The 19,727-nt window shown below is 52.0% G+C and carries 18 protein-coding genes; 11 read left to right on the forward strand and 7 right to left on the reverse strand.

All coding sequences use genetic code 11. The annotated features are described in order from the left end of the window. Positions 1-192: 192 nt before the first annotated feature. A complete protein-coding gene (gene mobB, locus MUU51_RS01395; protein ID WP_258966941.1) occupies positions 193-705 on the reverse strand; it encodes a molybdopterin-guanine dinucleotide biosynthesis protein MobB in 513 nt (170 codons plus the stop codon). Further along, the gene (gene mobA, locus MUU51_RS01400) at positions 702-1,286 is read right to left on the reverse strand and encodes a molybdenum cofactor guanylyltransferase MobA (protein ID WP_258966942.1); all 585 of its coding nucleotides are present in this window, start codon (positions 1,284-1,286) and stop codon (positions 702-704) included. Before mobA ends, mobB begins: the two co-directional genes overlap by 4 nt. Before the next feature lie 69 nt (positions 1,287-1,355). Between mobA and MUU51_RS01405 the strand changes: the two genes are divergently transcribed. The 3 genes from MUU51_RS01405 (at position 1,356) to dsbA (ending at position 3,338) form a co-directional block, all read left to right on the forward strand. Then, a complete protein-coding gene (locus MUU51_RS01405) occupies positions 1,356-1,625 on the forward strand; it encodes a YihD family protein (protein ID WP_110511913.1) in 270 nt (89 codons plus the stop codon). A 76-nt stretch (positions 1,626-1,701) separates the two neighbouring features. After that, positions 1,702-2,688, forward strand: a complete 987-nt coding sequence (locus tag MUU51_RS01410; protein ID WP_258966943.1) for a serine/threonine protein kinase — start codon at positions 1,702-1,704, stop codon at positions 2,686-2,688. A 26-nt stretch (positions 2,689-2,714) separates the two neighbouring features. After that, positions 2,715-3,338, forward strand: a complete 624-nt coding sequence (dsbA, locus tag MUU51_RS01415) for a thiol:disulfide interchange protein DsbA (protein ID WP_258966944.1) — start codon at positions 2,715-2,717, stop codon at positions 3,336-3,338. Between the two features lie 71 nt (positions 3,339-3,409). On the opposite strand, the gene yihG is transcribed toward dsbA, so the two are convergent. Beyond that, positions 3,410-4,312, reverse strand: a complete 903-nt coding sequence (gene yihG / locus MUU51_RS01420; RefSeq protein WP_258966945.1) for a 1-acylglycerol-3-phosphate O-acyltransferase, YihG family — start codon at positions 4,310-4,312, stop codon at positions 3,410-3,412. 396 nt (positions 4,313-4,708) lie between these two features. Here yihG and polA point away from each other — a divergent pair, with 396 nt between their 5' ends. Both polA and spfP read left to right on the forward strand, forming a co-directional pair. Continuing rightward, positions 4,709-7,501: a DNA polymerase I gene (polA, locus tag MUU51_RS01425; protein ID WP_258966946.1), complete on the forward strand. Its 2,793-nt coding sequence runs from the start codon at positions 4,709-4,711 to the stop codon at positions 7,499-7,501. Positions 7,502-7,709: 208 nt separating this feature from the next. Further along, entirely contained in the window at positions 7,710-7,757 is a 48-nt protein-coding gene (gene spfP, locus MUU51_RS22230; protein WP_071892919.1) for a small protein SpfP, read from the forward strand. A 107-nt stretch (positions 7,758-7,864) separates the two neighbouring features. Here the strand turns inward: spfP and yihA are convergent, their stop codons facing one another. Next, positions 7,865-8,506: a ribosome biogenesis GTP-binding protein YihA/YsxC gene (gene yihA / locus MUU51_RS01430; RefSeq protein ID WP_159776528.1), complete on the reverse strand. Its 642-nt coding sequence runs from the start codon at positions 8,504-8,506 to the stop codon at positions 7,865-7,867. 584 nt (positions 8,507-9,090) lie between these two features. On the opposite strand from yihA, the gene yihI reads away from it, so the two are divergent. Both yihI and hemN read left to right on the forward strand, forming a co-directional pair. Further along, entirely contained in the window at positions 9,091-9,606 is a 516-nt protein-coding gene (yihI, locus tag MUU51_RS01435; protein ID WP_159776526.1) for a Der GTPase-activating protein YihI, read from the forward strand. 188 nt (positions 9,607-9,794) lie between these two features. After that, complete coding sequence (gene hemN / locus MUU51_RS01440) at positions 9,795-11,168, forward strand: oxygen-independent coproporphyrinogen III oxidase (protein ID WP_258966947.1); 1,374 nt, start codon at positions 9,795-9,797, stop codon at positions 11,166-11,168. Between the two features lie 46 nt (positions 11,169-11,214). On the opposite strand, the gene glnG is transcribed toward hemN, so the two are convergent. The 3 genes from glnG to glnA all read right to left on the reverse strand — a co-directional run bounded on the left by glnG (position 11,215) and on the right by glnA (position 15,363). Continuing rightward, positions 11,215-12,624 (reverse strand): nitrogen regulation protein NR(I), encoded by a 1,410-nt coding sequence (gene glnG, locus MUU51_RS01445; protein ID WP_110511903.1) that lies wholly within the window; start codon positions 12,622-12,624, stop codon positions 11,215-11,217. Between the two features lie 11 nt (positions 12,625-12,635). Then, the gene (gene glnL, locus MUU51_RS01450; protein WP_258966948.1) at positions 12,636-13,685 is read right to left on the reverse strand and encodes a nitrogen regulation protein NR(II); all 1,050 of its coding nucleotides are present in this window, start codon (positions 13,683-13,685) and stop codon (positions 12,636-12,638) included. Positions 13,686-13,953: 268 nt separating this feature from the next. Next, positions 13,954-15,363: a glutamate--ammonia ligase gene (gene glnA, locus MUU51_RS01455; RefSeq protein ID WP_159776521.1), complete on the reverse strand. Its 1,410-nt coding sequence runs from the start codon at positions 15,361-15,363 to the stop codon at positions 13,954-13,956. 380 nt (positions 15,364-15,743) lie between these two features. Between glnA and typA the strand changes: the two genes are divergently transcribed. The 4 genes from typA to dtd all read left to right on the forward strand — a co-directional run bounded on the left by typA (position 15,744) and on the right by dtd (position 19,717). Further along, positions 15,744-17,570, forward strand: a complete 1,827-nt coding sequence (typA, locus tag MUU51_RS01460) for a ribosome-dependent GTPase TypA (protein WP_110511900.1) — start codon at positions 15,744-15,746, stop codon at positions 17,568-17,570. Between the two features lie 247 nt (positions 17,571-17,817). After that, positions 17,818-18,414 carry a glucose-1-phosphatase gene (gene yihX / locus MUU51_RS01465; RefSeq protein WP_159776519.1) on the forward strand — a complete coding sequence of 199 codons (597 nt, stop codon included), beginning with the start codon at positions 17,818-17,820 and terminating at the stop codon, positions 18,412-18,414. After that, positions 18,411-19,283, forward strand: a complete 873-nt coding sequence (locus MUU51_RS01470; RefSeq protein WP_159776517.1) for a virulence factor BrkB family protein — start codon at positions 18,411-18,413, stop codon at positions 19,281-19,283. Before yihX ends, MUU51_RS01470 begins: the two co-directional genes overlap by 4 nt. Next, entirely contained in the window at positions 19,280-19,717 is a 438-nt protein-coding gene (dtd, locus tag MUU51_RS01475) for a D-aminoacyl-tRNA deacylase (RefSeq protein ID WP_159776515.1), read from the forward strand. The genes MUU51_RS01470 and dtd overlap by 4 nt, the downstream gene beginning before the upstream one ends. Positions 19,718-19,727 lie beyond the last annotated feature (10 nt).

A 19,727-nucleotide genomic window follows, 5' to 3' on the forward strand; every position in this document is an offset into this window, starting at 1 on the left:
AGAAGTGAAACGCCGTAGCGCCGATGGTAGTGTGGGGTCTCCCCATGCGAGAGTAGGGAACTGCCAGGCATCAAACAAGTAAGAAACCCCGACCGAAAGGCCGGGGTTTTTTGCGTTTATACGTCATTAATTCTCTCTATAATCTTTGCATTCGCAATCTTAATTCCGATTATCGCTCCTGCTTAACGGTTTTCAGGCTTTCTGTTGTCCGACCCATTGCTCAACAAAATCAGCTATCTGATTGATGTTATTGAGATCCAATAATGGGTAAGGTGCATCAATAGGTGTGTCACTGGCAATAGCGATTATGTATTCGTCGAGGGTCAGTTCTTCAATCGTGTGAGAAGTACCTTGTCGAAAGAGCATCATTTTCGCGACCGGCTCGTGTTTAAAACCTTCAACCAGCACCAGATCCAGCGTTGAGAGATCCATGCGGCTAACCAGATACTGCAGGTCAGGCTCTTCAGCTTCTGGCGTTTCCGTCATTAATGCCCAGCGCTGTGCACTAGCAACCAGCGTTTGGGCGGCACCTGCTTTACGCAGTTCATAGCTGTCTTTCCCCGGCGTATCGACATCCATCCGATGATGAGTATGTTTGATAAGCCCCGGACGTAAACCGCGTGCACACAGTTCCGGGATCAACGCTTTTAGTAAGGTCGTTTTCCCCGTGCCGCTCCACGCGGCAATGGCCAGAATGGGTGTCATGATTTCTCCTGCATGCTTTGCAAATCGTCGAGTGTATTCACGTTGATAAATGCGTCTTTGATATCGCTAAAATCAACGCGATGGCCACCACACTGCTGAAGAAAGACCATTACCCGGCGTTCTCCTGCCCCAAGATATTTTTCCAGGGCGGGGACCACGCTGCGGTGAATGAGAGAAACAGCGGGATGATCGCGTTCGCCGTCATAGGCCCATATTACGGGTGCCTGGACTCTGAACTGTAAAAAACGGTCGGTCAAAAATTCTGGAATAAAAGGCGTATCGCACGGGCAAAAGAGAAACCACTCGCCCGGTAATTGCTGCATTGCAGAGAGCATTCCGGCAAGAGGACCAGGGTAATCCGGTAATGTATCCTCTACGACGGCATAACCATGGGAACGGTATATATTCAGTGAACGGTTAGCGCTGACGACCAGCGTTTCCGTTTGCACAGAAAGCGTGGCGGCGACGTGTTGCCATAGCGGAATTCCGTTAAGCTCCTGTAATCCTTTATCGATGCCACCCATTCGGCTTGCCTTCCCACCCGCCAGTACGACGCCAGTTATCCCCTGATGCTGATTCACGAATATCGCCTCTTTTATTGTGGGTTTGACCCTGCTAACGTGTGACTGTTAAGCGTAAGGAGCAAATAAATGAAATGTAAACGTCTGAACGAAGTGATTGAGCTTCTCCAGCCAGCCTGGCAAAAAGAGCCTGAGCTGAATCTGATGCAATTCTTACAGAAACTGGCGAAGGAGTCAGGTTTTGACGGTGAGCTGACGGATCTTTCAGATGATATTCTGATTTATCATCTGAAAATGCGCGACTCCGCGAAAGATGCCGCTATCCCGGGCATTAAGAAAGATTATGAAGAAGATTTTAAAACCGCACTGCTCCGCGCTCGCGGCGTAATTAAAGAGTAAAAGCTTGTAAGAGGGGCGACCGAAAAGGCTGTGAAATGATATCCTGAATTATTCGCAGTAATTTCCGGATAATCGGATGAACGATAAGGCTTTTACTTTCCAGACTCTACACCCGGATACCATCGTTGATGCACTTTTTGATCAGGGTATTCGGGTGGATTCAGGTTTGACTCCACTCAACAGCTACGAGAACCGCGTCTGGCAATTTCAGGATGAAGACCGACGTCGCTTCGTCGTGAAATTCTATCGTCCACAGCGCTGGTCCGCAGACCAAATCCGTGAAGAGCACCAGTTCGCGCAGGACTTACAGGCCGATGATGTGCCTGTTGCGGCACCGATTGAATTTGCGGGTGAAACGCTTCTGAACCAACAGGGGTTTTCCTTTGCAGTTTTCCCAAGCGTCGGGGGACGTCAGTTTGAACCTGATAACCTCGACCAGATGGAATGGGTTGGCCGCTCATTGGGACGCCTTCATCAGACCGGTCGCAAGAAGCTGTTTACCGCGCGCCCGGACATAGGGCTACAGGAATATTTACTGGAACCCCGCCAGATTTTTGAAACTACGCCGCTGGTTCCATCTTCGCTGAAAGCTGATTTCCTCGCTGCCACAGACAAACTGATTGATGCCGTCATGCAGCAATGGCACACCCGTTTTACATCTCTGAGACTTCATGGCGATTGCCATGCCGGTAACATTCTCTGGCGCGATGGGCCGATGTTTGTCGATCTTGATGATGCCCGAAATGGACCAGCCGTTCAGGACTTGTGGATGCTGTTGCACGGTGATCGTGCTGAACGTTTGATGCAGCTTGATATCATTCTTGAAGCCTATGAAGAGTTCAGCACGTTCGATACTGCTGAGCTTTCCTTTATTGAACCGCTACGCGCGATGCGTATGGTTTACTACCTGGCGTGGTTAATCCGCCGCTGGGGTGATCCCGCCTTTCCTGTTAATTTCCCCTGGCTTGCCGAGGAAGATAACTGGCGCAGGCAAACCCAAATGTTCCTGGAACAAGTCAGAGTTCTCCAGGAGCCACCATTACAATTAACGCCAATGTATTAACAGACATTTTCAGGAGAGAGTTAACAATGAAAAAGATTTTTCTGGCGCTGGCAGGCATGGTTCTCGCATTCAGCGCCGCCGCTGCGCAAATCACCGATGGTAAACAGTACACCACGCTGGAGAAACCTGTAGCCGGTGAACCACAGGTTCTGGAGTTCTTCTCATTTTATTGCCCGCACTGCTATGAGTTTGAGCAGGTGCTTCACGTCTCCGATGCCGTGAAGAAGAAACTGCCTGAAGGCACAAAAATGACCAAGTACCACGTTGAGTTCCTGGGCCCACTGGGCAAAGAGCTGACTCAGGCGTGGGCAGTCGCTATGGCGCTGGGTGTGGAAGATAAGATCACCTCCCCAATGTTTGAAGCCGTGCAGAAAACCCAGACCGTACAAACTGTTGCTGACATCCGTCAGGTCTTCGTAGATGCAGGCATTAAAGGCGAAGATTATGACGCAGCCTGGAACAGCTTCGTGGTGAAATCCATCGTTGCTCAGGAACAAAAAGCCGCTGCCGATCTGCAGCTGCAGGGCGTTCCGGCGATGTACGTCAACGGTAAATACCAGCTGAACCCGCAGGGTATGGATACCAGCAACATGGATGTCTTCGTGCAGCAATATGCCGATACCGTGAAGCAACTGGTTGAGAAGAAATAAAAAAAACGCCGGTCACTGACCGGCGTTATTGTTTCTGTGCCCAGAAATATCAGAAGGCTAATGACGTAAATTCATTTCACACTTGCCGCCGCTTTCATCTCTTCGATTCGCGCATCTTTTTCCGTCCACAAGGTATTCAGCCAACGCTGAAAGCCGCGCTTAAAGTTCTTATCGTTCACGTAATCGCCATGCAGCTCTTGCGCGACAGGCACCAGATCTACATGTACGACAATGCGGGTTAACTTCCCGCTCAGCATATCGAAAAAGGGCGTACGATCGTTTTCTGGATAGCACAGTGTGACGTTCATCAGCTTATCGAACTGGCTTCCCAACACGTTCAGCGCCATCGCGATCCCTGCAGCCTTTGGCGGAAGCAGGTGCTTATAAGGCGAGCGCGTTTCAATGCGCTTTTCTTCCGTAAATCGAGAGCCTTCGACAAAATTCACAATGGTGGTGGGATGAGTGCGGAATTTCTCGCATGAACGCCGCGTGGTTTCCACATCTTTCCCACGACGTTCCGGATGGCGAATCAAATACCCCCTGGAGTAGCGGCGCATAAAGGGCATATCCAGCGCCCAACAGGCCAGACCGATAAACGGGACCCAGGCCAGCTGCTGCTTTAAAAAGTATTTATTCATCGGGATATGCTTGCGGAATAAAACGCACAGCACAACGATATCTGCCCAGCTGTGGTGATTGCAGATAAGCAGATACCAGTTCTTCTTATCCAGCCCTTCAAGGCCTTCGACATCCCACTTTAGCCACGGATTCAGATGAAGTAATAACGCAAGGCCAGAACACCAGCAGTACATCATCAGGTTGCAAAACGCCGAGACGGAACGCCATACCACGGGAAAGGGAAGCACCAGTTTGATAATGCCCGCCAGGATGATTGGCACGGAGCACGAAATGGTCACGATAATGGTAAGGGCGATACTCAGCAAAAGCGTCATCGCAGCGAGTAATCTCGACATAATCAATTTATTCAGATAGTTAATTGTATAAAGTACGGCTTAGACAGGCACAAGAGGCTGATTTTACCAGAAATCACCCCTGAAGACGGGTCCTGGTAGAACAGAAAAATATCGAATAGTTATATCCACACGGCGCAAATTGTCACCAATAGTGGGTTAAATGACATAAATCCAAGTTAACACAATGAAAAATATAATAATTATTGTTACATGGAATCACGTCTGACCAGGATTTATTCGATGGAATAAATTTATACACAAACTTATCCACAGAACAAGGTTGCGAGCGATCCCGAGGATCTACAAAACTTTTAGCGCAATAACGGCGAAAAACTCATGTTTTAGCTCTGTCTGTGGCATCCTTTACCCTTAATCAGATAAACAGGCACGGAAATTATGGTTCAGATCCAAGAAAACCCTCTCATCCTGGTTGATGGCTCCTCTTATCTCTACCGCGCATATCACGCGTTTCCTCCGCTGACGAACAGCGCAGGTGAACCGACGGGCGCCATGTACGGCGTACTGAATATGCTGCGCAGCCTGATCATGCAGTATCAACCAACGCATGCGGCGGTTGTCTTTGATGCCAAGGGCAAAACTTTCCGTGACGAACTGTTCGAACATTACAAATCTCATCGTCCACCGATGCCTGATGATCTTCGTGCGCAGATTGAACCGCTGCACGCGATGGTCAAGGCGATGGGCCTGCCGTTGCTGGCGGTCTCAGGCGTTGAGGCTGATGACGTGATTGGCACCCTGGCGCGTGAAGCCGAAAAAGCGGGCCGTCCGGTGCTGATCAGCACCGGTGATAAAGACATGGCCCAGTTGGTCACGCCTGAGATAACGCTCATCAATACCATGACGAATACCGTGCTTGGCCCGGAAGAAGTGGTTACCAAATATGGCGTGCCGCCAGAGCTGATTATCGATTTCCTCGCCCTGATGGGTGACTCCTCGGATAACATTCCAGGTGTTCCAGGCGTGGGTGAGAAAACGGCACAGGCGCTGCTACAAGGGTTGGGCGGTCTGGATAAGCTGTATGCTGAGCCGGAGAAAATCGCCGGGCTCACCTTCCGTGGCGCGAAAACAATGGCCGCGAAGCTCGAGCAGAATAAAGAGATGGCCTATCTCTCCTACAAGCTTGCGACCATCAAAACCGACGTTGAGCTGGAATTAACCTGTGATCAGCTTGAGGTTCAGGAGCCAGCTGCTGATGAACTGCTCAGTATGTTTAAGCAGTATGAATTCAAGCGCTGGATTACGGACATTGAAGCCGGGAAATGGATGCAGGCCAAAGGCGGAAAACCATCAGCAAAACCGCTGGCTGCAGCCGCCGCTGCGGTGGAAGAAGAGCCTGAAGAGCCAGCAACCGCGCTGTCTTCGGAAAACTACGTCACTATTCTCGATGAAGCAACGCTCACACAGTGGATTGAAAAACTGAAGAAAGCGCCAGTCCTTGCGTTCGATACTGAAACCGACAGCCTCGACAACGTCTCCGCTAATATGGTTGGTTTGTCGTTTGCCGCTGAGCCGGGCGAAGCTGCCTACGTTCCGGTAGCACATGATTATATCGATGCGCCGGAGCAACTCTCACTCGAGCGCGTGCTGGAGTTGATGAAACCGCTACTGGAAGATGATAAGAGCCTGAAAGTCGGCCAGAACCTGAAATACGATCGCGGCATCCTGGCGAACTACGGAATTGAGCTACGTGGTATTGCGTTCGATACCATGCTGGAGTCCTACACGCTCGACAGCGTGGCCGGTCGCCATGACATGGACAGCCTCTCTGATCGGTGGTTAAAACACAAAACCATCACTTTCGAAGAAATTGCAGGTAAGGGGAAAAATCAGCTCACCTTTAATCAGATTGCCCTTGAAGAAGCGGGTCGTTATGCGGCAGAAGACGCCGACGTCACGCTGCAGTTGCATCTGAAAATGTGGCCAAAACTGCAAAAGCAGGAAGGCCCACTGAATGTTTTCCAGAATATCGAAATGCCGTTAGTGCCTGTCCTTTCTCGTGTTGAACGTAATGGGGTCAACATCGACCCGGACGTGCTGCACAACCATTCAGCGGAGCTTGCGACGCGTCTGATTGAGCTTGAGCAAAAAGCCCACGAGATTGCGGGGGAGGCATTTAATCTGTCCTCACCAAAACAGCTGCAGACTATTCTGTTTGAAAAGCAGGGTATTAAGCCGCTGAAGAAAACCCCAGGTGGCGCGCCGTCCACCTCTGAAGAAGTGCTGGAAGAGCTGGCGCTGGATTACCCGCTGCCGAAAGTTATCCTCGAATATCGTGGGCTGGCGAAGCTGAAATCGACCTACACCGACAAGCTGCCGCTGATGATCAATGCGAAAACGGGCCGCGTACACACTTCCTATCACCAAGCGGTTGCGGCGACGGGACGTTTGTCTTCTACAGAGCCGAACCTGCAAAACATCCCGGTGCGTAATGAAGAAGGGCGTCGTATTCGTCAGGCGTTTGTCGCACCAGAGGATTATCTGATTGTTTCCGCGGACTACTCGCAAATTGAGCTGCGCATCATGGCTCACCTCTCCCGCGATAAAGGCCTGCTAACGGCTTTTGCCGAAGGCAAAGATATTCACCGTGCTACCGCAGCGGAAGTTTTTGGTCTGCCGTTAGATAGCGTCAGTAACGAACAGCGTCGTAGCGCGAAGGCGATCAACTTCGGCCTGATTTATGGTATGAGTGCGTTCGGTCTTTCCCGTCAGCTGAATATTCCGCGCAAAGAGTCCCAGAAGTACATGGATCTCTACTTTGAGCGCTATCCTGGCGTGCGTGAATATATGGAACGCACGCGCGAGCAGGCCAAAGAACAGGGTTATGTTGAAACGCTGGAAGGGCGTCGTCTGTATCTGCCGGACATCAAATCCAGCAATGCGGCCCGTCGGGCAGGCGCTGAGCGTGCGGCGATTAACGCCCCGATGCAGGGCACGGCGGCAGATATCATCAAACGTGCCATGATTGCGGTCGATGCCTGGTTGCTGAAAGAGCAGCCGCGCGTGCGAATGATCATGCAGGTGCACGATGAACTGGTGTTCGAAGTGCATAAAGACGATCTCGATGCGGTCACGAAGAAAGTCCATGAGCTGATGGAAAACAGCACGACGCTCGATGTTCCATTGCTGGTGGAAGTGGGCAGCGGCGTTAACTGGGATCTGGCGCACTAAGCGTCTGCCTCAGGCTGAATATTCGCCAAAATACGTGTTTTAAGCCCGGTGATTTCGTCGGGACTTTTTGTAAGTAAGCAACATAACTTATAGCGTTTTGTGATGATCATTGGAATTCGCTATGTAAGAAGTGAAAAAAAACTACAAAAAGTGCTTTCTGGGCTCATGAAAAAAGAGTAGAGTTATTCGCGTAGGGTACAGAGGTAAGATGTTCTATCTTTCAGACCTTTTACTTCACGTAATCGGATTTGGCTGAATATTTAGCCGCCCCAGTCAGTAATGACTGGGGCGTTTTTTATTGCGCGAAAGAAAACAAAAAGCGCGGAGAGTGCCGCGCTTATCTGGGTAATTCGCCGGTCAGAATTATTCCCCGCCGGTCTCTTCCTCTTGCTCTTCCTGAGGCGCAATTTCGCTGTACCAGGTATCGAGTTTCTTACGCAATAAATCTACGCCAATTTTCTTCAGTGAAGAAAACGCTTCTACCTGAATATCGCCATTAAAGGCCTGCACGGCTTCGCGCACCATATTCAGCTGCGCTTTACGCGCGCCGCTTGCCAGTTTGTCGGCTTTGGTCAGCAGCACCAACACTTCAATATTGCTGTCGACGGCCCATTCGATCATCTGCTTATCAAGGTCTTTCAGCGGATGGCGAATATCCATCAGTACGACTAACCCTTTCAGGCACAAGCGTTTTTCCAGGTACTCACCCAGCGCTCGCTGCCATTTAAGCTTCATCTCTTCCGGTACTTCGGCGTAGCCGTAACCCGGTAAGTCGACAACGCGTTTGCCTTCAGTGACTTCAAACAGGTTGATGAGCTGCGTACGGCCCGGTGTTTTGGACGTACGTGCCAGGCTTTTCTGGTTGGTCAGGGTATTCAGTGCGCTCGATTTACCTGCATTGGAGCGACCGGCAAATGCCACTTCAATACCGGTATCGGATGGCAAGTGGCGAATATCAGGCGCACTGAGAACAAAATGCGTCTGTTGATAGTTCAGGTTAGTCAAAGGGTCGTCTCCATAAAATCGGGCTATGGCGGGGAGTATACCTGAACAATGGCAAAAGGCGGTGTTTGTCGAATAGGGGGGTGTAAGCATTTCCCCTTCTCTTTGTAGGACATTCACCATTATTACTATGCGAACTTTCAGAGAAGTCGTAGGGGCTATTTTTATCGATCATAATTAAATCAATTGGTTAGATTTTAGTATTATTCCGAAATGACATTTTTAGGCCAGATACCCCCTTGAGTGTTAAGGATAAAACGGTAAAGTACACCTCATCAGGCGAGGATGCCGAAAAGGATAAGAACTCAGGAAGAGGGTCAGGAGCGCCAGGAGGCGAAGACAAAGGAATTGCCAGGAGGCAAACGTCTGGAGACGTCGGAAAAGGATCAGGAAGAAGACATGGAGTGTTCTGCGCCAGGGAAAAACAGGGTGAGTTGTTGGCAAACAGGGATTGTAAGACCCGTAATGGGTTGTGAGTCAGGAAAAAAGGCGACAGATTACTCTGTCGCCTTTTTTCTTTGTCTGCTTTCTGCTAGATTCCGGCTCAATTCTATACTGTAGTAAACAACGTAAAGAAACCCATCATCATGAAAAAACCAACATCCGCACCGCGTAGCACAGCATCTGGCAAAGCCCGTCGCAAGACGCGTGAAGAGCTTGATCAGGAAGCGCGTGACCGTAAACGCACCAAAAAGCATCGTGGTCACGCAGCAGGTAGCCGCGCGAGTGGCGGTGAGGCTGGCACTGGTGGCAAGAAACAGGGCCAACAGAAAGATCCACGTATTGGCAGTAAAACTCCGATTCAGCTGGGCGCTGTCGAGCGTCCGGTAACCCGGCAGCAAAAACCGAAGAGCGAGAAACCTATGCTTTCACCGCAGGCCGAGCTGGATTTACTGGAAAACGATGAGCGCCTGGACGCGCTACTGGAACGTCTCGAGAAGGGCGAAGCCCTTAGCGCCGAAGAACAAACCTGGGTTGACGCAAAACTCGACCGCATTGATGCGCTGATGCAAGAACTGGGTCTTTCTTACGACGACGATGAAGACGAAGAAGAAGACGAAGGCAAAGAAGACATGATGCGTTTGCTGAAAGGCGGAAACTAACGTTTGCACCCCTTCGGACTGCCTGTCCTGCTTATAACCCTTTTGGTTATGTGTTATCTGGGGTGGTTATTCGTTAAACTACGACGGTTGTCGCGGCGTCAGCATTGGCTGCGCAACCGGCTGAGTACCCGAATGACGGGTCAGCCGGCACGCCGTCGTCGTTCGCGATACCACCGGAAGGAGTAAGCATGTCTGAGCAGTTAATCGACTGGGATTTGGCCCTGATCCAGAAGTACAACTATTCCGGGCCACGTTATACCTCATACCCCACCGCGCTGGAATTTTCCGACGCGTTCGGCGAAACCGACTTTCAACAGGCAGTTGCCCGTTATCCTGAACGTCCGCTGTCGCTGTACGTTCACATCCCGTTTTGCCATAAGCTCTGCTACTTCTGCGGCTGCAATAAGATTGTCACCCGCCAGCAGCACAAAGCCGATCAGTACCTCGACGCGCTGGAACAGGAAATTGTCCACCGTGCGCCATTGTTTGCCGGTCGCAAGGTCAGCCAGCTGCACTGGGGCGGCGGGACGCCAACCTATCTGAACAAAGCGCAAATCAGCCGCCTGATGCAGCTCCTGCGCGGGCATTTTGATTTTATTGCGGATGCTGAGATTTCCATTGAGGTCGACCCGCGTGAAATCGAACTGGACGTGCTGGATCACTTGCGCAGCGAAGGTTTTAACCGCCTGAGTATGGGCGTGCAGGACTTCAATAAAGAGGTTCAGCGCCTGGTAAACCGTGAGCAGGACGAAGAGTTTATCTTTGCATTGCTGAACCGCGCCCGCGAGATTGGCTTCACGTCGACCAATATCGACCTGATTTACGGCCTGCCGAAGCAAACACCGGAGAGCTTTGCCTTTACCCTTAAGCGGGTTGCAGAGCTGAATCCCGACCGTCTGAGCGTGTTTAACTACGCGCACATGCCAACGCTGTTCGCGGCACAGCGTAAAATCAAAGACGAAGATTTACCGTCGGCTCAGCAAAAGCTCGACATCCTGCAGGAAACAATCACCTCGCTGACCGAAACCGGTTATCAGTTTATCGGTATGGACCACTTTGCACGTCCGGGTGATGAGCTGGCGATTGCCCAGCGTGAAGGTGTACTGCACCGCAATTTCCAGGGTTATACCACCCAGGGTGACAGCGATTTGTTGGGGCTCGGTGTTTCAGCCATCAGCATGATTGGCGACAGCTATGCGCAGAACCAGAAAGAGCTGAAGCGCTATTATCAGCAGGTAGACGAAAGCGGGAACGCGCTGTGGCGTGGCATTGCGCTCACCCAGGACGACTGCATTCGCCGCGATGTGATCAAGGCGCTGATTTGTAACTTCCGCCTTGATTTTGCTGATGTCGAGACGCAATGGGCGTTAGATTTCCAGCAATACTTTGCCGAAGATTTAACGCTGCTGGCGCCACTGGCGAAAGATGGGCTGGTGGACGTGAATGCGCAAGGTATTCAGGTGACGGCGAAAGGGCGGTTGCTGATCCGCAACATCTGCATGTGTTTCGATACCTATCTGCGCCAGAAAGCGCGGATGCAGCAGTTCTCACGCGTGATATAAAAAACGGGCCGAATGGCCCGTTTCACTATCAGCAATCTCAAACGGACTACTCCATTCCTAACTCTTTCAGCTTCCGCGTCAGGGTATTTCGACCCCAGCCGAGCAAGCGCGCGGCTTCCTGTTTGTGCCCCTGGGTATGACGTAGGGCGGTAGTTAGCAGCGTACGCTCCATTTCCGGTTGCGCTTCAGAGAGCAGGTTTTGATGACCGGAACGCAGCGCGCGGTCAGCCCACTGGGCCAGCAGCGTTGCCCAGCTGTCAGGCAGCGAATGAGATGGGCTGTCCGGCACGCTGCTCTCAAACAGCTCTGCGGGCAGATCCTGAATCAGCACTTCCTGACCGGCGGCCATCACCGTCAGCCAGCGGCAGGTGTTTTCCAGCTGGCGTACGTTCCCTGGCCACGCGAGGCGCGTTAATGCGGCTTCGGTTTCGGCATGAAGCTGTTTGGCTTCAACGCCAAGCTCGCGGGCCGCATCCTGCAAGAAATGACGCGCAAGACGCGGAATGTCTTCCCGGCGTTCGCGCAGCGGTGGCAGATGCACCCGGATGACGTTTAGGCGGTGGAATAAATCCTCACGGAATTTACCTTCCTGTACGCGCAGCTCAAGGTTCTGGTGCGTTGCCGCAATGATGCGGACATCCACTTTCACCGGCGCATAACCACCCACGCGATAAAACTGACCATCGGCCAGCACGCGGAGCAGACGCGTCTGCACATCCAGCGGCATATCGCCGATTTCATCTAAGAACAGCGTCCCGCCGTCGGCCTGTTCAAAGCGGCCCTGACGAATAGTATTCGCCCCAGTAAACGCGCCTTTTTCGTGGCCAAACAGTTCAGACTCAATCAAATCTTTAGGAATTGCCGCCATGTTCAGCGCGATGAAAGGTGATTTCGCGCGAGGGCTATGGCGATGCAGGGCATGAGCAACCAGCTCTTTACCGGTCCCGGATTCACCGTTGATCAGGACGCTAATAGACGAACGGGAAAGACGGCCGATAATGCGGAACACGTCCTGCATCGCAGGCGCTTCGCCAATAATGTCCGTTGTCGGCCCGTTGACCTGCACATTGCGCGGTTGCTGCTGTTCCTGATAGTGGCTAATCGCCCGTTCGACCAGTGCTACCGCTTCGTCGATATCAAACGGCTTCGGCAGATAGTCGAAAGCCCCTTGCTGGTAGGCGCTCACGGCCGCATCCAGATCGGAATGGGCCGTCATTATGATGACAGGGAGCATCGGATGGCGTTGTTTAATCTGTTTGAGCAACGCCAGCCCGTCCATACCAGGCATTCGGATATCAGACAGCAGCACGTCCGGCGTCTTGCTGGCCAGCGCGTCGAGCACTTCGCTACCACTTTCAAACGTGGTGCAGGTTAATCCTGCCCCGGTGAGCGCGCGTTCAAGCACCCAACGGATGGAACTATCGTCATCAACGATCCAGACTATCCCTCGTTGCATAAAATGCACCTCTATTTCCGAATGGGCAGGTAAACCGAAAATTCTGTATGGCCCGGCCAACTGTTGAACTCAATTTTGCCGGAGTGTTGATCGATCAAGCTTCGGGCGATGGATAAGCCCAGACCGGTGCCGCCTTCGCGCCCACTGACCATCGGATAAAACAGCGTATCCTGCAGGTGAGAGGGGATGCCCGGTCCGTTGTCTTCTACGTCAATGCGGGCGGTAAGACGGTAACGTACGCCGTGGAGCGTTAACTGGAACGCGGTACGGGTACGCAGAATAATTTCGCCGCCTTCCGGGCCCAGTGCTTGTAGAGCATTACGCACGATATTCAGTAAAACTTGCTCTATCTGGTCGGGATCGTGCGGTAATTCCGGTAAGCTTGGATCGTAATCACGTGTTAAACGCACGTTGTCCGGAAGCTCCATCGACACCAGTTTCACCACACGTTCAGCAACTTTGTGAATGCTTTCAGTGATATGCATTCCTGGCTGCTGTGGACCAAGAAGCCTGTCCACTAAATTGCGCAGGCGATCGGCCTGCTCAATGATAACTTTGGTGTATTCCAGCAGTGACGGATCGGGCAGCGCTTTACTCAAAAGCTGAGCCGCGCCGCGCAGGCCGCCAAGCGGGTTCTTGATTTCATGGGCCAGACCGCGCACCAAATCGCGTGCAGCGACCTGCTGAGCATGCTGCAGCTGTTCCTGGCTCAGACGACGCTGGTTATCCATCGGCGCCATCTCGAGCAGGATAAGGCCATCAGGCAGCCGTTGAGCGGTCAACGACAGAATGTGCGAGCGGCCATCAATGACCAACGTCACTTCGTTGTCCGTGAAACCCTGTCCTGCCAGCAGACTTTCCTGCATCAGGTCAATGTTCAGGGAAAAATAACTCAACAGTTCCGGCAGCGGTGTACCGAATAATTTACGCGAACTCTGGGCGAGCAGCTGCTGCGCTGCCGGGTTGGCGTAATGAACCGCCAGCTCGTCATCGACCAGTAGGATACTGTTGATTAAAGAATTGAGGATCTGCCCAGCATCGGGCAGCACGCCTGTTGCCATCCGGCAGTCTCCTGAAAGGTGTGCACCAATTTAGTGCATTATAGCGGTTTTCTTCCGCAAAGCGCCTGATATCAGACTGTTGCTGGAGAAAAAAGCCCATCCTAAGATGGGCCAAAAGTTTCCACGGCAACTCAATCTCCGTGTCCTTCACGCTGCAACAGTGTTGGCTGCCTTTGTTCGCCCAAATCACTTAGTGGACTAAGCTCATTGGGACTTACTCAGTTGCCGCCTTGTTACAACGCGAAAACCATCGGAGATGACTAACTTCTTAAACGCTGTAGTACAGCTCGAACTCTACCGGATGCGGAGTCATGCGAACGCGGTCGTTTTCTTCAACGCGCAGAGCGATGTAAGCATCGATCGCTTCGTCAGTGAACACGCCGCCCGCAGTCAGGAACTCGCGGTCTTCGTTCAGGCAGTTCAGTGCTTCTTCCAGAGAACCTGCAACCTGTGGGATCTCTTTCGCTTCTTCTGGCGGCAGGTCGTACAGGTTTTTGTCCATTGCTTCGCCTGGGTGGATCTTGTTCTTGATACCGTCAAGACCAGCCATCAGCAGAGCTGCGAAGCACAGATACGGGTTAGCCGCTGGGTCCGGGAAGCGCACTTCGATACGACGTGCTTTCGGAGACGCAACCACTGGGATACGGATAGATGCAGAACGGTTACGGGCAGAGTAAGCCAGCATAACCGGTGCTTCGTAACCCGGGACCAGACGCTTGTAGGAGTTGGTGGTTGGGTTCGCCAGGGCGTTGATCGCTTTAGCGTGTTTGATTACGCCACCGATGTAGAACAGTGCCTGCTCAGACAGACCTGCATATTTGTCACCCGCGAACAGGTTAGTACCGTTCTTGGACAGGGACATGTGGCAGTGCATACCGGAACCGTTATCACCGAACATAGGTTTTGGCATGAAAGTCGCGGTTTTACCGAAACGGTGCGCGACGTTGTGAACCACATATTTGTAGATCTGAATTTCGTCAGCTTTTTTGGTCATGGTGTTGAAGCGGGTTGCCACTTCGTTCTGACCAGCAGTTGCTACTTCGTGGTGGTGAGCTTCAACAACCAGGCCCATTTCTTCCATCACCAGACACATGGTAGAACGCAGGTCCTGTGCGGAATCGACTGGTGGAACCGGGAAGTAACCGCCTTTAACCGCTGGACGGTGGCCTTTGTTGCCGCCTTCGTATTTGGTGCCGGTGTTCCATGCGCCTTCGATATCATCGATAGCAACGTGGGAGCCGGAAATAGAGCTACCGAAACGCACATCATCGAACAGGAAGAACTCTGGCTCTGGCCCGAACAGAACGGTGTCTGCGATGCCGGTGGAACGCAGGTATTCTTCAGCGCGTTTAGCGATGGAGCGCGGGTCACGGTCGTAGCCCTGCAGAGTGCCAGGCTCAAGGATGTCACAACGAATGATCAGAGTAGACTCTTCGAAGAACGGGTCCATGACAGCAGTGGAAGCGTCTGGCATCAGAACCATGTCAGATTCGTTGATACCTTTCCAGCCACCGATAGAGGAGCCGTCAAACATTTTGCCTTCTTCGAAGAACTCGGCATTTACCTGATGAGCAGGAATTGTGACGTGCTGTTCTTTACCTTTGGTATCGGTGAAGCGCAGATCAACAAACTTCACTTCATGCTCGTTCAGCATCGTCAAAACGTGTTCAGCGGACATACTTAAACTCTCCCGGATTTGTCAGTGTCGTCGTGGTAACGAACTATTCTTGGCACTGCTTAATGTGGCGTTGTTGCCTTGAAAAAGATAAAGCGAAATCTGTGCCAACTTTTAAATACACCCCAAAAGGCGTTATGATGCGCACCATAGTGCAAAAGGGCTGCACCACGATGGATATCTTGCACCAAAATAGTGCTCATGTGTGAAATGCGGGCACTGTTTTGGTGCAATTTGCGTGATTAGGCCCTTTTTACTCTTCGTGAAAGCGATCACACGACAACTCTGCGATACTTGTTTGCAGAGGATGTTTGTGATCCTGTTTAGTCCTGCGATTAATCCGTGTACAATAACGCGCTATTTCTAATGCCTGAGGCAAAGTTGTGATCGAAAATCTGCGTAACATCGCCATCATCGCGCACGTCGACCATGGTAAAACTACCCTGGTTGATAAGCTGCTGCAGCAATCTGGTACTTTCAGTAACGAACGTGCTGAAGCCACCGAACGCGTGATGGACTCCAATGATTTGGAGAAAGAGCGTGGGATTACCATCCTCGCTAAAAACACCGCTATCAAATGGAATGACTACCGTATCAACATCGTTGATACCCCAGGGCACGCCGACTTCGGTGGTGAAGTTGAACGTGTAATGTCCATGGTAGACTCCGTTCTGCTGGTCGTTGACGCAATGGATGGCCCAATGCCGCAGACGCGCTTCGTAACCAAAAAGGCATTTGCCCATGGTTTGAAGCCAATCGTGGTTATCAACAAGGTTGACCGTCCTGGCGCACGTCCTGACTGGGTTGTTGATCAGGTCTTCGACCTGTTCGTAAACCTGGATGCGACTGACGAACAGCTCGACTTCCCAATCATCTATGCATCTGCACTGATGGGTATTGCGGGTAACGATCACACCGATATGGCGGAAGATATGACCCCGCTGTACCAGGCGATTGTTGACCACGTTAAAGCACCAAACGTTGACCTTGATGGCCCGCTGCAGATGCAAATCTCCCAGCTGGACTACAACAGCTACGTGGGTGTTATCGGCATCGGCCGCATCAAACGCGGTAAAGTGAAGCCGAACCAGCAAGTCACTATCATTGATAGCGAAGGCAAAACCCGTAACGGTAAAGTCGGTAAAGTCCTGGGCCACCTCGGTCTGGAACGTATCGAATCTGCTGAAGCGGAAGCTGGCGACATCATCGCAATCACCGGTCTGGGCGAACTGAACATCTCTGACACCATCTGCGACGTGCAGGCGGTAGAAGCGCTGCCAGCGCTGTCTGTTGATGAACCGACCGTAACCATGTTCTTCAACGTCAACACCTCTCCGTTCTGTGGTAAAGAAGGTAAGTACGTGACTTCACGTCAGATCCTCGACCGCCTGAACAAAGAGCTGGTGCACAACGTGGCACTGCGGGTTGAAGAAACCGAAGATGCGGATGCATTCCGTGTATCCGGTCGTGGTGAACTGCACCTGTCCGTTCTTATCGAAAACATGCGTCGTGAAGGCTTCGAACTGGCTGTGTCCCGTCCGAAAGTTATCAACCGTATGATCGATGGCCGTATGCAAGAGCCGTTCGAAAACGTAACTCTGGATATCGAAGAAACGCACCAGGGTTCTGTAATGCAGGCTATGGGTGAGCGTAAGGGCGATGTCAAAGACATGATCCCTGACGGCAAAGGCCGTATTCGTCTGGATTACCTGATCCCAGCGCGTGGCCTGATCGGCTTCCGTACTGAGTTCATGACCATGACTTCCGGTACTGGTCTGCTGTACTCCACCTTCAGCCACTACGACGACGTTCGTCCGGGCGAAATCGGCCAGCGTAACAACGGCGTGCTGATCTCCAACGGCCAGGGTAAAGCAGTCGCGTTTGCGCTGTTCAGCCTGCAGGACCGCGGTAAGCTGTTCCTGGGTCACGGTGCAGAAGTTTACGAAGGCCAGATCATCGGTATTCACAGTCGTTCTAACGACCTGACTGTAAACTGCCTGACCGGTAAGAAACTGACCAACATGCGTGCGTCCGGTACTGACGAAGCGACAACTCTGGTTCCTGCACAGAAGATGTCCCTGGAACAGGCTCTTGAGTTCATCGATGACGACGAACTGGTAGAAGTAACACCTACTTCTGTCCGTATCCGTAAACGTCACCTGACCGAGAACGACCGTAAACGTGCTGGCCGTGGTCCAAAAGAAGCGTAAGTTTCTTCTGGGCTAAGCCTTCAGCCGGGCTGAGTTAACGCTCACCCGGCTATTAAAAAGCCGCTGATTCAGCGGCTTTTTTTACGATTTCAACGGTCCATTCAACCTGATATTAACCAGCTTTGACACAAAGTGGGTCCCCACGCCATTCACAACCCGCACTTTTCCAGTCCTACACATCATCTCTGTAGTCAAACCCACCCTTTCCCGCTACAGTTATTTTTCCATGACACAAAAGGAGAGGATCATGCTCTATATCTTTGATTTAGGTAATGTGATTGTCGACATCGACTTCAACCGCGTGTTTGGGGCGTGGAGTGATTTCAGCCGCGTACCGTTGGCAACGCTGAAGCAGAATTTCGTCATGGGCGAGGCTTTTCATCAGCACGAGCGCGGTGAAATAACGGATGAAGCGTTTGCACAAGCGCTGTGCCATGAAATGGATCTGTCGTTGAGTTACGAGCAGTTCGCTCATGGCTGGCAGGCCATTTTTGTCGGCCTGCGTCCGGACGTGATTACCATCATGCACAAGCTGCGCGAGCAGGGCCATCGCGTGGTCGTGCTGTCTAACACCAACCGCCTGCACACCACATTCTGGCCGGATGAATACCCTGAAGTGCGCGCCGCGGCAGATCATATCTATCTTTCACAAGAAATGGGTATGCGTAAGCCGGAAACGCGAATTTATCAGCGGGTACTGGAAGCGGAAGGTTTCTCTGCCGATGACACGGTCTTTTTCGACGATAACACCGATAATATTGAAGGTGCCAACCAACTGGGGATCACCAGCATTTTGGTGACCGGAAAAGAAACCATCCCCGGGTATTTTGCGAACCAGCTATGATAAAAAACGTTCATCAAAAAGCCTCCCGTCACGCCAGGCCGCTGGTTGCCTGGCTGAAATTACTCTGGCGACGCATTGATGAAGACAACATGACGACGCTGGCCGGCAATCTGGCGTATGTGTCGTTACTCTCTCTGGTGCCGTTGATCGCGGTTATTTTTGCTCTTTTCGCGGCATTTCCGATGTTTTCCGATGTCAGCATTACGCTGCGCCATTTTGTCTTTGCCAACTTTTTGCCCGCGACCGGCGACGTTATCCAGCGCTATATCGAACAATTTGTGGCGAACTCCAGCAAAATGACGGCGGTAGGTGCCTGCGGGCTTATCGTGACCGCGCTGTTGTTGATGTATGCCATTGATAGTGCATTGAATACCATCTGGCGCAGCAAGCGCGTGCGACCCAAAATCTACTCTTTCGCCGTATACTGGATGATACTGACCCTAGGGCCGCTACTGGCCGGGGCGAGTCTGGTCATCAGTTCTTATCTGCTGTCGCTGCGCTGGGCGAGCGAGCTTAATGGCGTCATCGATAACGGTCTGCGCATCTTTCCGCTGCTGCTCTCCTGGATTTCCTTCTGGATGCTTTACAGTATCGTTCCGACCACGCGGGTGCTAAATCGCGATGCGGTGCTCGGGGCGCTGGTGGCGGCGCTGTTGTTTGAGCTGGGTAAAAAAGGCTTCGCCCTTTACATCACCACGTTCCCGTCTTATCAGCTGATTTATGGCGTGCTGTCGGTTATCCCGATTTTGTTTGTTTGGGTCTACTGGACGTGGTGCATCGTCTTGCTTGGCGCGGAAATAACTGTCACTCTCGGGGAATATCGAAAACTCAAACTCGCTGCATTACAACAAGAAGACGAACAACCATGATTGCATTAATTCAGCGCGTAACCCGTGCCAGCGTCACCGTGGAGGGCGAGGTGACGGGTGAAATTGGTCAGGGACTTTTGGTGTTATTGGGTGTCGAAAAGGAAGATGACGAGCAGAAAGCGAATCGCCTGTGCGAACGCGTTCTGGGCTACCGAATTTTTAGCGATGCCGACGGCAAAATGAATCTGAACGTGCAGCAGGCTGGCGGCAGCGTACTGGTAGTGTCGCAGTTTACTCTCGCGGCGGACACCGAGCGTGGTATGCGTCCGGGCTTTTCCCGCGGTGCGGCTCCGGATCGTGCAGAAGCACTCTATGAATATTTTGTTGAGCGTTGCCGCCAGCAAGAGATGCCAACTCAGACCGGGCGTTTTGCTGCGGATATGCAGGTTTCCCTTGTTAACGACGGTCCCGTGACCTTCTGGTTACAGGTATGAGCCCTCAGGC

It is taken from the genome of Scandinavium manionii, assembly GCF_024764775.1.
Taxonomy (GTDB): Bacteria; Pseudomonadota; Gammaproteobacteria; order Enterobacterales; family Enterobacteriaceae; genus Scandinavium; species Scandinavium manionii.